Below are 13,411 nucleotides of genomic sequence, written 5' to 3'. Positions count from 1 at the left end.
ATGCCCGGAGCGGGCCCTTTCTCGTCACGAGGCTGATGCGTCCATGGTACGCGGGCTCTCGGCCCCTCTCCTACTGGATAGTTCCGGGGTCAGCTCGCCAGCAGCGATTCGACGCGTACGGTCTCCTCGGCGAGCTCGTCGCACTCGTCCGGGGTGAGGTCGCGGAGCAGCTTGACGACCTCGACCTTGCCGTCGACCGGCTTCCAGAGGCCGATGAGGTGGCCGCCGCCGATGATGACCGCACCGCCGCCACCGATGCCCCACTCCTTCCGGGTCCCCTGGGCGGTGATCCGCTCCCGGTTGGCGTGCGAGAGCCAGACGTTGTCGAACCTCCCCAGCAGTCGCACCGGGGCGTGCTCCTCGCCGGTGGCGAGCGGTGCGTCCGGGACGTCGTAGAGGGTCTTGCCGGCCTCGTCGCGGTAGGTCACCAGCCCCTCGATCTGCTTGATCACCGGGCCCAGGCGGGTCAGGGACGACCAGGTGGTGATGTCGGCGGCGGTCGCCGGCCCGAAGGCGCGCAGGTAGCGACGTACGATCTCCGGCGCCAGCGTCGGGACGACATCGTCCACGGCCACCGGCGGCACGCCCGTCCAGCGCAGGAGCAGGTCGTAGACGAGCCCGCCCGAGCCCTTCCACAGGCCTCGCGGCGGCAGCTGGACCAGCGGCAGCTCGTTGCGCGCCCGCAGGCCGAGCGCCTTGGCCGGGACGTCGGGGAAGTGCTCGACCAGGCCGGCCTCGAGGGCCGCGTTGGGCAGCGCCCCGAGAGCGAGTACGTCCTCGGCCGCCTCCACGAAGCCCTCCAGCTGCGCCGCCGGGCGGACGATCTCGACCCGCTGGGTGTAGAAGTCGTGGACCGGCTGCGTCCAGGCCCTGATCAGCGCGGCATCGGCGGCGGTGTGCATGTGGATCGTCGATCGCAGCGAGGAGAGCCGGACCAGCGCGCTCGACTCGAGCTGCGCGCTGAGCGCGTAGGGGTCGAACGAATCCAGCCGGGCGGCCAGCGCGAAGAACGGCGGCAGCGACTCCTGCGCCTGCAGGCCGACCAGATGCTCGATCATCTCGGCCGGGGTGAGCGAGGCCCTCGACAGCAGGTGCTGGCGGAGCAGAAGGGTCCGGTTGAGCTGCCGTTCGGTGAGGATCACGGTAGCGATGATCTCCTACTCGACGGTGATCCGGGCGCCAACCTCCTCAGAAGGCTTCCCCTCGCCGTCAGAGGTGTCGTCGGTGCGCGCGATGAAGACGTACGTCCCGGGCTCGAGCTCGGAGACGTCGACCGTGGTCTTCCACGGGTAGAGCTTGTCCACCCAGCCCTCGGCCGTCGCAGCCCCCTCGAGCACCGTCTCGCCAGTGGTGTCGCGGACCTCCCACGGCACGTTCGCCTCGTTCGAGTTGGCCTTGCCCGAGGCCTCGAAGCTGTCCGACACCGTCGCGCCCTCGGCCGGTGCCGCCAGCGTGATCAGGCCGGAGGTACGTGGCAGCGCGGATGGCTCCTCCGACGGCTGGGTCGAGACCTCCGGATCCTCGGCCACGGCATCGCCGCTCCCGCAGCCACCGGCCACACCCCCCATCCCGCACAGCACACCGGACAGCGCGATCGCGGCGGCATGTCGGCCCAGGAACGTACGTGTGCTCCTCATGTCTCCATCGTCACCCGCGACCCCCCAACGCCAAACCCCCCACGCCGAACAGTCACTTTCTGATCGCGAGAGGTCGAGATCTGACGCCGAGAGGTCGAAAATTGAGCGCGACACGTCAGTTTCTGCGCATGCGTCTTCAGAAGCTGACGTGTCGGCGTCAAGAACTGACGTGTCGGCGTCAGAAACTGACCTCTCGCGGAGGGTCAGTCCCAGCGGCGGGTGCGGGCCAGCAGGGCGGCGCTTGCAGCTACGCCTGCTGTCGAGGTGCGGAGGACCTCGCCGCCTAGGCGGATCGTGGTGGCGCCGGCCTTCTCGAACAAGGAGATCTCCTCGTCCGTCAGGCCGCCCTCGGGGCCGACCACGACCAGGATGGTGCCCTCGTCGATGACGGGGACCGCGCCGAGCGGGAGGGTGCCCTCCTCGTGGAGCACGACGGCGACGTCGGCCGCCTCGATCTTGGCCACGATTGCATCGGTGGTGGCCAGCGGCTCGACCTCGGGGTGCCACAGCCGGCGCGACTGCTTGGCGGCCTCCCGGGCGGTGGCCCGCCAGCGGGCCAGCGACTTGACCGCGCGCTCGCCCTTCCAGACGGCGACCGAGCGGGTCGCCGCCCACGGGACGATGCTGGCGGCGCCGATCTCGGTGAGCATCTCGACGGCGAGCTCGCCGCGGTCGCCCTTGGGCAGCGCCTGGACGACCGTCAGCGCGGGCTCGGGCGGAGCGTCGCCGAGGATGATGTCGTCGACGCGTACGGTCATCGACTTCTTGGTGGTCTGCGTGATCGTGCCGGTGACGCCCTCGCCGGCGCCGTCGGTGAGCACGACCTCCTCGCCGACCCGGAGGCGGCGTACGACGACCGCGTGGCGGCCCTCGTCACCGCTCACCTCGATGTCGTCGCCGACACGGGTGCCGACGAGCGACTCGACGAGGTGAACGGGAAGGGTCATGTCAGCTCCGCTTGCTCAGTGCCCGTTGAGGGTGTCCTTGAACCAGGAGAAGACGCCGCCCTTGTGGGCCGCCTTGAGCTGGCCCTGGACGGACTCCTCACCGCGCATCTCGGCGAGCTGGCGCAGCAGCGCCTCCTGCTCGAGGTCGAGCTTGGTGGGGGTCTCCACGTTGATGGTCACGATCAGGTCGCCGCGACCGCCCCGCAGACCGGGCACACCGCGGCCACGCAGGACGTGGTCGGTGCCGGACTGGGTGCCGGGCTTGAGGTCGATCTGGATCGAGGCGTCCTCGGGGTCGATCTGGTCGGCGCCCTCACCGACGAGGTCGGCCTCGAGCGTCGGCAGGTTGAGCGTGGTGCCGAGCGCGGCCGCGGTCATCGGCACCTTCGCGGTGCAGTGCAGGTCGTTGCCTCTGCGGGTGAAGGTGGCGTGCTTGGCGACGTGGATCTCGACGTAGAGGTCGCCGGCGGGGCCGCCGCCGGGGCCGATCTCGCCCTGCTCGGCGAGCTGCACCCGGGTGCCGTCGTCGACGCCCGGCGGGATCTTGACGGTCAGGGTGCGGTGAGAGCGCACCCGGCCCTCGCCGCTGCAGTCGCGGCACGGGTCGGGGATGACGGTGCCGAAGCCGTTGCAGGCCGAGCACGGGCGCAGCGTGCGGATCTCGCCCAGGAAGGAGCGCTGCACGACCGCGACCTCACCCTGGCCGTGGCAGGTCTCGCACGGGACCGGGTGGGAGCCTTCCGCGGCGCCCTCGCCACCACAGGTGTCACAGACGACCGCAGTGTCGACCTTGAGGTCGCGGGTGACGCCGAAGGCGGCCTCGGCCAGGTCGATGTCGAGACGGATGAGGGCGTCCTGCCCGCGGCGTACCCGCGGACGGGGGCCACGCCCAGCGCCTCCGGTGCCGGCACCGGCGCCACCGAAGAAGGCGTCCATGATGTCGGTGAACGAGAAGCCCGCGCCCTGCGCGCCGAAGCCGCCCGCGAACGGGTCGCCACCGCGGTCGTACGCAGCCCGCTTCTGCGGGTCGCTCAGCACCTCGTAGGCGTGGGAGATCTCCTTGAACTTCTCCTGCGACTCGGCGTCAGGGTTGACGTCAGGGTGGTACTGGCGCGCCAGCTTCCGGTACGCCTTCTTGATCGTTGCGTCGTCGGCGTCCTTGTCGACACCGAGGAGCTCATAGGGGTCCAACGTCGGTCTTCCTGCCATCGAAGTTCGCTGATCTTCCTTGAATCGAGTCTGCTGCTCAAGCCTCGTCGAGGATCCGGGAGAGGTAACGCGCCACCGCGCGCACCGCCGCCATGGATCCGGGGTAGTCCATCCGGGTGGGGCCGACCACGCCGAGCGTGGCCAGCGCCTCGTCGCCAGGTCCGTAGCCGGTCGCGACCACGCTGGTCTGGGAGAGCTCCTGGTAGGGGCCCTCGGCGCCGATCCGCACCGTGACCAGTCCGCCCGCAGTCGCCTCGCCCATCAGCTTGAGCAGGACGACGTGCTCCTCGAGGGCCTCCAGGAGCGGGCGTACGGCAGTGTCGAAGCTGTCGCCGAAGCGGGCCAGGTTGCTGGTGCCGCCGATGGAGATGCGCTCGTCGGAGCGGTGGTCGTTCATCGCCTCGATCAGGGCCTCGGCCACGGCGGAGGCGAGCCCATCCTTCAATGTATCCGTCTGCGGGGCGTCGGCGGGCGCGTCGGCCGGCTGGGCGATCGTGCGCAGCGCCTCGCCGGCCTCGGCGATGACGGCGCCAGCGACCGCGGTGTTGATCTGCGCTCGCAGCGTGGCCAGGGTCTCCTCGGAGACCTCCTCGGTCACCTCGAGCAGCCGCTGCTCGACGCGGCCGGTGCTGAGGATGAGCACGAGGAGGAGCCTGGTCGGGGCCAGCGAGACCAGCTCGACGTGACGGACGGTCGAGCGGCTCAGGGTCGGGTATTGCACCACCGCGACCTGGCGGGTCAGCTGCGAGAGCAGCCGGGTCGAGCGGGTGACCACGTCGTCGAGGTCGACCGCGCCCTCGAGGAAGCCGGCGATCGCCCGCTTCTCGGCCGCGGTCATCGGCTTGACCGTGGTCAGCCGGTCGACGAAGAGCCGGTAGCCCTTGTCGGTGGGCACTCGGCCGGCGCTGGTGTGGGGGGCGGTGATGTATCCCTCCTCCTCCAGCGCGGCCATGTCGTTGCGTACCGTCGCCGGGGAGACGCCGAGACCGTGACGCTCCACGAGCGCCTTGGAGCCGACCGGCTCCTCGGTCTTCACATAGTCCTCGACGATCGCCCTGAGGACGGAGAGCCTGCGTTCGTTCTGCATCTGCCCTCCTATCGTCCTGGCTGCCTGGCACTCATTCCGTGCGAGTGCCAATCCTACCGGTTCGCGTCACAGGCACCAGTTTCCGGTGGCCGCTCCGCTCTGTGGAACGGGACCCAGGGGAGAAAGCACAGTTCTCGCCATCGAGATAGCCTTAGGTTAGGCTGACCTTAGAGCCACTCGCTGTACTGCTTCCGCCCCACTGGAGAGTCCTATGATCGCCGACGATCTGCTGGTCCGCATCACGGCCCACGCCAACGACGAGCACCAGGCGGACCTGTGCCGCTCGCTCTCGGCACGGCTCGGGCTGCGACCGCGTCACATCGTGGGCGTACGCCTCTCCAACCTCACCGCCGAGAGCGTCGACGTCTCCTGGATCACCCTCGACGGCGGCCACCACGTGACCTTCCGGTTCCCGGAGACCGCAGCCACGCCGGACGACGTTCTCGAGCAGCTCGGGCGCGTGCTCACCGGTTCTCGCTGCTGACTCCACTACCGTTCTCCGGATGAGCGATCGCTACGGCTCCGACGTACTGGCCGGCGACTGGCGCAAGCCCAAGAACGGGCGTGCCGTCGAGACTCCCGCAGAGCTGGGCGCTGTGGTCGAGGAGGTCGAGACCGACTTCGTCGGCGAGATCGTGCGGATCGACCGCGACCTGCACACGCTGACGCTGGAGGACCGGAAGGGCAAGCGGCGTACGTTCCCGCTCGGGCCGGGCTTCTGGCTCGAGGGCAAGCCGGTCATCCTCACTCCCCCGGTGACCCGCACGGCGCCCGCGAAGCCGACCCGCACCGCGTCGGGCTCGGTGGCCGTGGACAACGTCAAGGCCCGGGTCGCGCGCGAGTCGCGGATCTTCGTCGAGGGGCGTCACGACGCCGAGCTGGTCGAGAAGATCTGGGGTGACGACCTGCGGATCGAGGGTGTCGTCGTCGAGTATCTGGGCGGTGTCGACGACCTCGCCGACCACCTGGTCTCGTTCAAGCCCGGACCGCAGCGGCGGGTCGGGGTGCTCGTCGACCACCTGGTCAAAGGCTCCAAGGAGGCCCGGATCGCGGAGTCGATCCGGCGCTCCGCGGTCGGTCAGCACGTGCTGATCGTCGGTCACCCGTTCATCGACGTGTGGCAGGCGGTCAAGCCGGGCCGGCTCGGGCTCGAAGCCTGGCCGAACGTGCCGCGCTCGATCGAGTGGAAGAAGGGCATCTGCCAGCACATGGGCTGGCCCCACCGCGATCAGGCCGACATCGCCCGGGCCTGGAAGCACATCCTGGGCCGGGTGAACTCGTTCGGCGACCTGGAGCCCGCCCTGCTCGGGCGGGTCGAGGAGCTGATCGACTTCGTGACCGAGCCCGTCTGAGCCTCGGTCAGTAGGACGACTTCTTCGGCATGATGATCCACAGCACGATGTAGACGATGAACTGCGGTCCGGGGAGCAGGCAGGAGATCACGAAGGCCAACCGGATCAGGTTCGAGTTGATGCCGAAACGGTCGCCGAGGCCGCCGCAGACGCCGGCGATCCATTTGTCGTTGCTGGGACGGGAAAGAGTTGTGGTTGCCATAGCTCCACTCTCCCCTGTCGGGCCCCCTTTACCAATCAGGATCACCCCTGATCCTTCGATCAGGACCAAGGTCCCGGACTCAGGGATACTCAGGGGAGCAGGTCTCGGACTACCGCGTCGGCGAGAAGCCTGCCGGTCTCGGTGAGGAAGATCGTGTCGTCGGCGACGGTGACCAGACCGCGGCGTACCTGCTCCGGAACAGCGGAACGGCCCTCGTCGTCGAGGGCGTCTGCCGGGAGGCCGTCGGCGAGTCTCAGCTCGAGGAGGACGCGCTCGACCCGCCGGTCCTCCTCGACGAGGATCTCGCGGGCGTGGGCGGGGCTCTGCTCGGCGCCGATGCGGTCGGCGTACGCCTTGGGGTGCTTGACGTTCCACCACCGGGTGCCGCCGACGTGGCTGTGGGCGCCGGGGCCGACGCCCCACCAGTCGCCGCCCTGCCAGTAGAGCATGTTGTGGCGGCAGCGCTGGGACTCGTCGGTGGCCCAGTTGGAGACCTCGTACCAGGTCAGGCCGTGCTTTCGGAGGGTGGCGTCGGCCAGCTCGTACTTGTCGGCGAGGTCGTCCTCGTCGGGCATCTCGATCTCGCCTCTTCTGACCCTTCGGGCCAGGGCGGTGCCGTCCTCGACGATGAGGGAGTAGGCCGAGATGTGGTCGGGGTTGCTGGCCAAGGCGGTGTCGAGGCTGGTGCGCCAGTCGTCGATCGACTCGCCCGGGGTGCCGTAGATGAGGTCGAGGGAGACCTGCTCGAAGCCCGCCTCGCGGGCCCATTCCACGACCAGCGGGACCCGTTCGGGGTCGTGGGTGCGGTCGAGGGTCTTCAGTACGTGGGGGACGGCCGACTGCATGCCGAAGCTGAGCCGGGTGAAGCCGCCCTCGCGCAGCGTGCGCAGGTAGTCCAGGTCGACGGAGTCGGGGTTGGCCTCGGTCGTCACCTCGACGTCGCCGGCGAGGCCGAACTCGTCCCTGATCGCACCGAGCATGCCGGTCAGGTCGCTCGCCGGCAGGAGCGTCGGGGTGCCGCCGCCGAAGAAGACGGTGTCCACCTGCTTGTCACTGTCGGCCAGCACCCGGCGCGCCAGCCGGACCTCTTCGATCGCCTGGTCGGCGTACGTCTGCCGGCTCACGCCGGGCCCCAGCTCGATCGCGGTGTAGGTGTTGAAGTCGCAGTAGCCGCACCTGACCGTGCAGAACGGGACATGGACGTAGAAGCCCAGCCCCTTCTCCCCCAGCGTGCTCAGCGATTCGGCCGGCAGTGACCCGTCGGTGGGGGCGGGGTCGCCGGGAGGCAGAGCGGAAGGCACCCCTCCATTCTCAACCCCAGCGCCGAGTAGTCAGAAATGGCGGTCGAGTGGGCAGTTCTGGCGGCGAGGCGGTGCTGGGCCCCTAGGATCGCCGGGTGACCGTCCCGGGGTTCCGTACGTACTGGACCGCGGCGACGATCAGCGCGTTCGGCAGCTCGGTCACCGTGATCGCGATCCAGGTGCTGATCGTCTCGGTCCTCGACGCGAGCGCCACCGAGGTCGGGTTGATCAGAGCGGTGCAGTTGCTGCCGTACCTGCTGCTGGGGTTGGTCGTCGGGGCGCTGGTGGACCGGATGCGTCGCAAGCCGGTGCTGGTGTGGTCGAACGTCCTTCTTGCCGCGACGTTGCTGGTCATCCCTGCACTGTGGGCACTGGACAGGCTCTCGCTGTGGGCCGTCGCTGTCGTGCTGTTCTTGTTCGGGACGCTCAATGTCATCGAGTTCGCAGCGCTCCAGTCGTTCCTGCCACGGCTGGTGCCGAGGTCCGAGCTGCTGGCCGCCAACGCGCGGCTCGACCAGAGCGAGACGGTGGCGCAGACGACCGGCCCTGTCGTCGGTGGTGGACTGGTATCGCTGCTCGGTGCGCCCTGGGCGGTCCTCGTGGACGCGGTCAGCTATCTGGCCAGCGCCGTTCTGATCGCACGGGTCCCGATCGACGAACCGCCTCCACGACCGACCACCACCCGGCTGCGGCAGGAGATCTCCGAAGGGATCCGTTGGATCTACCGACACCCGACTCTCGCACCGCTGGCCTGGTCGACGCATGTCTGGTTCCTCGGCAACAGCATGGCCGCCACGGTGCTCGTGCCGTTCGCGCTCCGACCGCTGGGGCTGAGCCCGCTGACGTACGGCATCGCCCTCGCCTTCGCCGGAGTCGGGGGCCTGATCGGAGCGCTGCTGGCCACGCGGCTCGGACATGCGTTCGGGGCCGGACTGGTCGTTCTTGTGGGACGTTTCCTCACCATGGTCGCGTGGGCGGTCGTGGCGCTCGCACCTTCCGCATCATCGGGAACGGGGCTCCCGCTCCTCGTCGTCGCAACCGGGCAGCTGATCCTCGGACTAGGGATGGGCCTGGAGAACGCCAACGAGATGGGCTACTGGCAGGCGAACACACCGGACGAAGTGCAGGGGCGGGTGAACGCGACCAGGCGCTCGGCCAACCGAACCATTGCCGTCGCGGGTGCGGTGGCCGGTGGTCTGCTGGCCGATCTGCTGGGCTTCCGGCCCACGTTGTGGCTGGCTGTCGCGGTGTTCGCGGTCGCATCGGCGATCCTCGCCCTGTCGCCGTTCCGGTCGGCGCGGCACTGACCTTTCTCGCGCAGAGCGGGAGGCACCCGTCCATCGATCCACCTGTCGAAAAGGATTAACCGTGGCTGGGGCGGTGGTGGGAAAATTCTGGCGTGTCCGTCTCGCAGCCTGATCTTCTTCTCGACGATGTTCTCGACAACCCGGTCTGGCACTCGCTGACCGGTGCGCACGCCTCGCTCGCCGAGGGCTCGGGGCTCGCCCGTCGCTACCGTCCCGACGTCTCGCCCTTCGCCGCCGTCTCGGACCCGCGCGAGCCGCAGGCGTGGCGCGACCTGGCCGCGGCCGTCGGACCCGGCGGCACCGCACTGATCACCGGCGCGGCCGGTGTCTGCGGGGAAGGATGGTCGGTCGTCGGCGGTGGCGAAGGGGTTCAGCTCGTCGAGACGTCACGGGTCGTCGCCGCGCCCGACCCCGAGGCGGTCGTGCTCGGGGACGCCGACGTACCCGAGATGCTCGACCTGGTCGCCCGCACCGAGCCGGGACCGTTCGAGAAGGCGACCCACACGATGGGTACGTATCTGGGACTGCGCCACGAGGGCCGCCTCGTCGCGATGGCCGGCCAGCGGATGCACCCGGGCGGTTGGATCGAGATCAGCGCCGTCTGCACCGCGCCCGAGGCACGCGGCCGCGGCCTCGCCAGCCGCCTCGTCCTCGCGGTCACCGCCGACATCCACGCCCGCGGCTCTCGCGCGCTGATGCACGCCTCGGTCGCCAACACCGGCGCCATCTCGGTCTACCTCGGGCTTGGGTTCGAGGAGCGGCGGCGTACGACCTTCGAGCTCTTCCGCGCGGCCGGCTAGCGCCGAGGCGTCACCCCCGTCGGCCGAGGCGTCACTCGCGTCGGCCGAGAGGTCGCGTACGTCGCGCGAGAGGGCACCGGCTGCCGTCTCGGCCGACCTAGCCGACGCCTCGGCCGACGTAGCTGACGCCTCGGCAGTGGTCAGTGGAAGTCGCGGGAGCGGTGGCGGGAGGCGATGGCCTTGGCGGCCTCGGGGTGGATCTCCTCGAGCGGGGCGAGGCGGTCGGCGACCAGGTTGGTGACTCCGTCGTTGCGCTCGAGGATGCCGCGGATGAGCATGACGGAGGTGGAGACGGCGATCTTGCGGTGCTTCCTCCACAGGCCGGCGGAGCAGACGACGTTGAGCATGCCGGTCTCGTCCTCGAGGTTGATGAAGGTGACGCCGCCTGCGGTCCCGGGGCGCTGACGGTGGGTGACCAGACCGGCGACGGTGATGCGTCGGCCGGGCTCCGAGGTGGGGAGGTCGCTGATCTTCGGGAGTCCGGCCGCGGTCAGGCCGGCCCGGAGATGGGCGAAGGGATGGCTGCCGGGGGTCACTCCGGTCGCCCACAGGTCGGCGAGGGTCTCCTCGACCGGGTCGAGGCCGGGCAGCGCGGGGGCCTCGGCGGTGAACCGCACCCCTTCGAGCTGGTCCTCGGTCTCGGTCCAGCCCGCCTGCCACAGCGCCTGGCGACGGCTCGATGTGAACACCTCCAAACATCCAGCGGTCGCCAGCGCCTCGAGCTGGGCGCGTTCCAGCCCGGCGCGACGGGAGAGGTCGAGGGAGTCCTTGAACGGTGCCTCCTCGCGGGCCTTCACGATCCGCTTGGCGACGTCCTTGCCGATGCCGCGTACGGAGTCCAGGCCCAGCCGCACCGCGAAGTTGCCGTCACGCCGGTGCTCCGGGGTCGGGTCGGGGGTGCCGGGGACCCATGGGGTCTTCTCCCCGTCCAGCCGGCAGTCCTCCTTCCCGGTCGGCGACACGACGTCGACATCGAGCGGCTCCATGTCGGCGGCGGCCTGGCTGAGGACGAGGTCGGGGCGGCGTACCTCCACTCCGTGGCGGCGGGCGTCCTGGGTCAGCGACTGCGGCGAGTAGAAGCCCATCGGCTGGGCGCGGAGCAGGCCGGCCAGGAACGCGGCAGGGTAGTGGAGCTTGAACCACGACGAGGCGTAGACGAGCTTGGCGAAGCTCAGCGCGTGGGACTCGGCGAAGCCGAAGTTCGCGAAGGAGAGGATCTGGGTGTAGACCGCCTCGGCCGTCTCCTCGGTCATCCCCTTGGCTCGCATGCCCTCATAGAGCTGCTCCTTGAGCGAGTCGATCCGCTCGAGACCACGTTTCGACCCCATCGCCCGGCGCAGCAGATCGGCGTCGTCGTGGTTGAAGTCGCCCAGGACGCGGCCCATCTCCATGAGCTGCTCCTGGAACAGTGGCACCCCGAGAGTGCGCTTCAGCACCGGCTTCAACAGCGGATGCGCGTAGCTGACCTCCTCGCGCCCGGTGGCCCGGCGTACGTAGGGATGGACCGCTCCGCCCTGCACCGGCCCCGGCCGGATGAGCGCGATCTCGATGGCCAGGTCGTAGAAGCAGCGCGGCTGCAGGCGCGGCAGGGTGCCGATCTGCGCGCGCGACTCGACCTGGAAGACCCCGATCGAGTCGGCCCGGCAGAGCATGTCGTAGACCGCCGGCTCCTCCTTGGGGATGGTCGCCAGCGTCCAGCCCTCCCCCAGGTGCTCGAGAGCCAGATGCATCATGTGGTCTAGCGCCGCCAGCATCCCGAGCCCGAGCAGGTCGAACTTCACCAGCCCCATGTATTCGGCGGCGTCCTTGTCCCACTGGATCACGGTGCGCTTCTCCATGCGGGCACGCTCGATGGGTACGACCTCGCCGATCGGCTCCTCGGTCAGCACCATGCCGCCGGAGTGGATGCCGAGATGGCGCGGGGCTCCGTGGATCTCCTCGGCCAACGCGAGGACCGGAGCGGGGATGCCGACGTCGTCCGGTGCCTCGACGCGGGAGTAGCCGAGATGCTTGGACCAGGCGTCCTGCTGGCCGGGGCTGTGACCGAGCGCCTTGGCCGCGTCCCTGACCGCCATCTTCGGCCGGTAGCCGACGATGTTCGCGACCTGCGCGGCGTTGCGCCGGCCGTAGGTGTCGTAGACCCACTGGATCACCGTCTCGCGCTTGTCGGAGTCGAAGTCGACGTCGATGTCCGGCTCCTCCTCCCGGTGCTCGGAGATGAACCGCTCGAACGGCAGCTTGTAGAAGACCGGGTCGATCGCGGTGATCCCCAGGGCGTAGCAGACCGCGCTCGCCGCCGCGCTCCCCCGCCCCTGGCAGAGAATCTCCTTCTCCCGCGCGAACGCCACGATGTCGTGCACGATCACGAAATAGCCCGGGAAGTCCTTGCGCTCGATGACGTCGAGCTCGTGCTCCACCCGCTTGCGGGCCTTCTCGACGAACTCCGGGTCGGTGGCGTACGCCTTCGCATAGCGCTCCGCGAAACCCTCCTCGGTCAGGTGGCGCAGCCGGCTCGCGGCGGTCTCGCCCTCGGGGATCCCGCGCTTGGGCAGCTTCGGGGTGGCCTTGCGCAGGTCGAAGGCGCACTCCTCGGCGATCTCGACGCTACGTGCCACCGCGCCCGGGTAGCGCCGGAAGAGCTGGTCCATCTCCTCCCCCGACCTGACGTACGCCACCGGGCCGGCCGGGAGCCAGCCGGCGATGTCGCTCAGGGTGCGGCGCGCGCGGACCGCCGCGAGCGCGTCGGCCACCCGGTGCCGGTCGGGCGTGGCGTAGTGGACGTTGTTGGTGGCGACCGTGGGCAGGCCGGCCTCGCGGGCGATGCCGGCGAGCAGGTCGTTGTCGTAGGAGTCGGTCGGATGGCCGCGGTCGGTCAGCTCGACGACGATGTTGTCGTGGCCGAACCTGTCGGTGAGGTCGCGCAGCGCCCGGGCTGCGGCGATCGGGCCGGTGCCGGTGAGGGCCTGACGTACGGCACCCTTGCGGCACCCCGTCAGGATCAGCCAATTGCCGGTGCGAGCCCGGTCGGCGAGCTCGTCGAGGTCGTAGGCCGGCCGGCCCTTCTCGTCTCCGCGCAGCTGCGCCTCGGTGATCGCGCCGGCCAGCTGCCGGTAGCCCTCGACGCCTCGGGCGAGCACCAGGAGGTGGCTGCCCTCGGGGTCGGCGATCCCGTTCTGCGGCTTGGTCAGATCCAGGGACAGCTCGGCGCCGTAGACGGTCAGCAGCCGTGCCGGTCCCGTCAGCTTCCGTGCCGCCTCCGCTAGGGCAGGTGCCCCGTAGAACCCGTCGTGGTCGGTGATCGCGATCCCGTGCAGTCCCTGCCGGATCGCCTCGCTGACCAGCGCCGACGGGGAGCTCGCTCCGTCGAGGAAGGAGAAGTCGGAGTGGGCATGGAGCTCGGCGTACGGCACCACCGGGCCCTCCGGGCCGTGCACCTCCTCATCGGTCAGCCGCTTCTTGCGCCGGGAGATCGGCGCGTCGCCGTAGGGATCTTTCGGCGGACGGCCGGACAGCCGCCGCTCCAGCTCCTTCCACGGGATCTCGGGGTTGTTCCAGCCCATCAGCCGAGC

At 69.9% G+C, this 13,411-nt stretch carries 12 protein-coding genes; 4 read left to right on the top strand and 8 right to left on the bottom strand.

The window, feature by feature from the left end; all coding sequences use genetic code 11:
• Positions 1–89: 89 nt before the first annotated feature.
• From ABZY89_RS13855 to hrcA, 5 genes are all read right to left on the bottom strand, one after another.
• The gene (locus ABZY89_RS13855; protein ID WP_355227973.1) at positions 90–1,142 is read right to left on the bottom strand and encodes a winged helix DNA-binding domain-containing protein; all 1,053 of its coding nucleotides are present in this window, start codon (positions 1,140–1,142) and stop codon (positions 90–92) included.
• Between the two features lie 15 nt (positions 1,143–1,157).
• The gene (locus tag ABZY89_RS13850; protein WP_355227971.1) at positions 1,158–1,637 is read right to left on the bottom strand and encodes a Gmad2 immunoglobulin-like domain-containing protein; all 480 of its coding nucleotides are present in this window, start codon (positions 1,635–1,637) and stop codon (positions 1,158–1,160) included.
• 203 nt (positions 1,638–1,840) lie between these two features.
• Positions 1,841–2,584 (bottom strand): 16S rRNA (uracil(1498)-N(3))-methyltransferase, encoded by a 744-nt coding sequence (locus ABZY89_RS13845; RefSeq protein ID WP_355227969.1) that lies wholly within the window; start codon positions 2,582–2,584, stop codon positions 1,841–1,843.
• Between the two features lie 15 nt (positions 2,585–2,599).
• Positions 2,600–3,793, bottom strand: a complete 1,194-nt coding sequence (gene dnaJ, locus ABZY89_RS13840) for a molecular chaperone DnaJ (RefSeq protein ID WP_355227967.1) — start codon at positions 3,791–3,793, stop codon at positions 2,600–2,602.
• A 37-nt stretch (positions 3,794–3,830) separates the two neighbouring features.
• Positions 3,831–4,880, bottom strand: coding sequence for a heat-inducible transcriptional repressor HrcA (gene hrcA / locus ABZY89_RS13835; RefSeq protein WP_355227966.1), 1,050 nt, complete (start codon positions 4,878–4,880; stop codon positions 3,831–3,833).
• 211 nt (positions 4,881–5,091) lie between these two features.
• On the opposite strand from hrcA, the gene ABZY89_RS13830 reads away from it, so the two are divergent.
• Positions 5,092–5,364 (top strand): hypothetical protein, encoded by a 273-nt coding sequence (locus ABZY89_RS13830; protein ID WP_350712901.1) that lies wholly within the window; start codon positions 5,092–5,094, stop codon positions 5,362–5,364.
• A 19-nt stretch (positions 5,365–5,383) separates the two neighbouring features.
• A complete protein-coding gene (locus ABZY89_RS13825) occupies positions 5,384–6,232 on the top strand; it encodes a DUF3097 domain-containing protein (protein WP_355227965.1) in 849 nt (282 codons plus the stop codon).
• A gap of 7 nt (positions 6,233–6,239) precedes the next feature.
• Here ABZY89_RS13825 and ABZY89_RS13820 read toward each other — a convergent pair whose 3' ends face one another.
• Positions 6,240–6,434, bottom strand: coding sequence for a PspC domain-containing protein (locus ABZY89_RS13820; protein WP_355018139.1), 195 nt, complete (start codon positions 6,432–6,434; stop codon positions 6,240–6,242).
• Positions 6,435–6,523: 89 nt separating this feature from the next.
• A complete protein-coding gene (hemW, locus tag ABZY89_RS13815) occupies positions 6,524–7,735 on the bottom strand; it encodes a radical SAM family heme chaperone HemW (protein WP_355227963.1) in 1,212 nt (403 codons plus the stop codon).
• 95 nt (positions 7,736–7,830) lie between these two features.
• Here hemW and ABZY89_RS13810 point away from each other — a divergent pair, with 95 nt between their 5' ends.
• Both ABZY89_RS13810 and ABZY89_RS13805 read left to right on the top strand, forming a co-directional pair.
• On the top strand, positions 7,831–9,042 hold the full coding sequence (locus ABZY89_RS13810) for an MFS transporter (protein ID WP_355227961.1): 1,212 nt from the start codon (positions 7,831–7,833) through the stop codon (positions 9,040–9,042).
• A 92-nt stretch (positions 9,043–9,134) separates the two neighbouring features.
• Positions 9,135–9,842: a GNAT family N-acetyltransferase gene (locus tag ABZY89_RS13805; RefSeq protein ID WP_355227959.1), complete on the top strand. Its 708-nt coding sequence runs from the start codon at positions 9,135–9,137 to the stop codon at positions 9,840–9,842.
• A gap of 140 nt (positions 9,843–9,982) precedes the next feature.
• On the opposite strand, the gene ABZY89_RS13800 is transcribed toward ABZY89_RS13805, so the two are convergent.
• Positions 9,983–13,402: an error-prone DNA polymerase gene (locus ABZY89_RS13800; protein ID WP_355227957.1), complete on the bottom strand. Its 3,420-nt coding sequence runs from the start codon at positions 13,400–13,402 to the stop codon at positions 9,983–9,985.
• Positions 13,403–13,411 lie beyond the last annotated feature (9 nt).

The sequence above is a fragment of the Nocardioides sp. NPDC006303 genome, assembly GCF_040613175.1.
Lineage (GTDB): Bacteria > Actinomycetota > Actinomycetes > Propionibacteriales > Nocardioidaceae > Nocardioides.
This window is presented reverse-complemented; position numbering and strand designations above follow the sequence as displayed.

Bases quoted from the DNA above. Each gene is read 5' to 3' on its own strand.
- ABZY89_RS13850 (WP_355227971.1), bottom strand. From the start codon at position 1,637: ATGAGGAGCACACGTACGTTCCTGGGCCGACATGCCGCCGCGATCGCG.
- ABZY89_RS13845 (WP_355227969.1), bottom strand. From the start codon at position 2,584: ATGACCCTTCCCGTTCACCTCGTCGAGTCGCTCGTCGGCACCCGTGTC.
- dnaJ (WP_355227967.1), bottom strand. From the start codon at position 3,793: ATGGCAGGAAGACCGACGTTGGACCCCTATGAGCTCCTCGGTGTCGAC.
- hrcA (WP_355227966.1), bottom strand. From the start codon at position 4,880: ATGCAGAACGAACGCAGGCTCTCCGTCCTCAGGGCGATCGTCGAGGAC.
- ABZY89_RS13830 (WP_350712901.1), top strand. From the start codon at position 5,092: ATGATCGCCGACGATCTGCTGGTCCGCATCACGGCCCACGCCAACGAC.
- ABZY89_RS13825 (WP_355227965.1), top strand. From the start codon at position 5,384: ATGAGCGATCGCTACGGCTCCGACGTACTGGCCGGCGACTGGCGCAAG.
- ABZY89_RS13820 (WP_355018139.1), bottom strand. From the start codon at position 6,434: ATGGCAACCACAACTCTTTCCCGTCCCAGCAACGACAAATGGATCGCC.
- ABZY89_RS13800 (WP_355227957.1), bottom strand. From the start codon at position 13,402: ATGGGCTGGAACAACCCCGAGATCCCGTGGAAGGAGCTGGAGCGGCGG.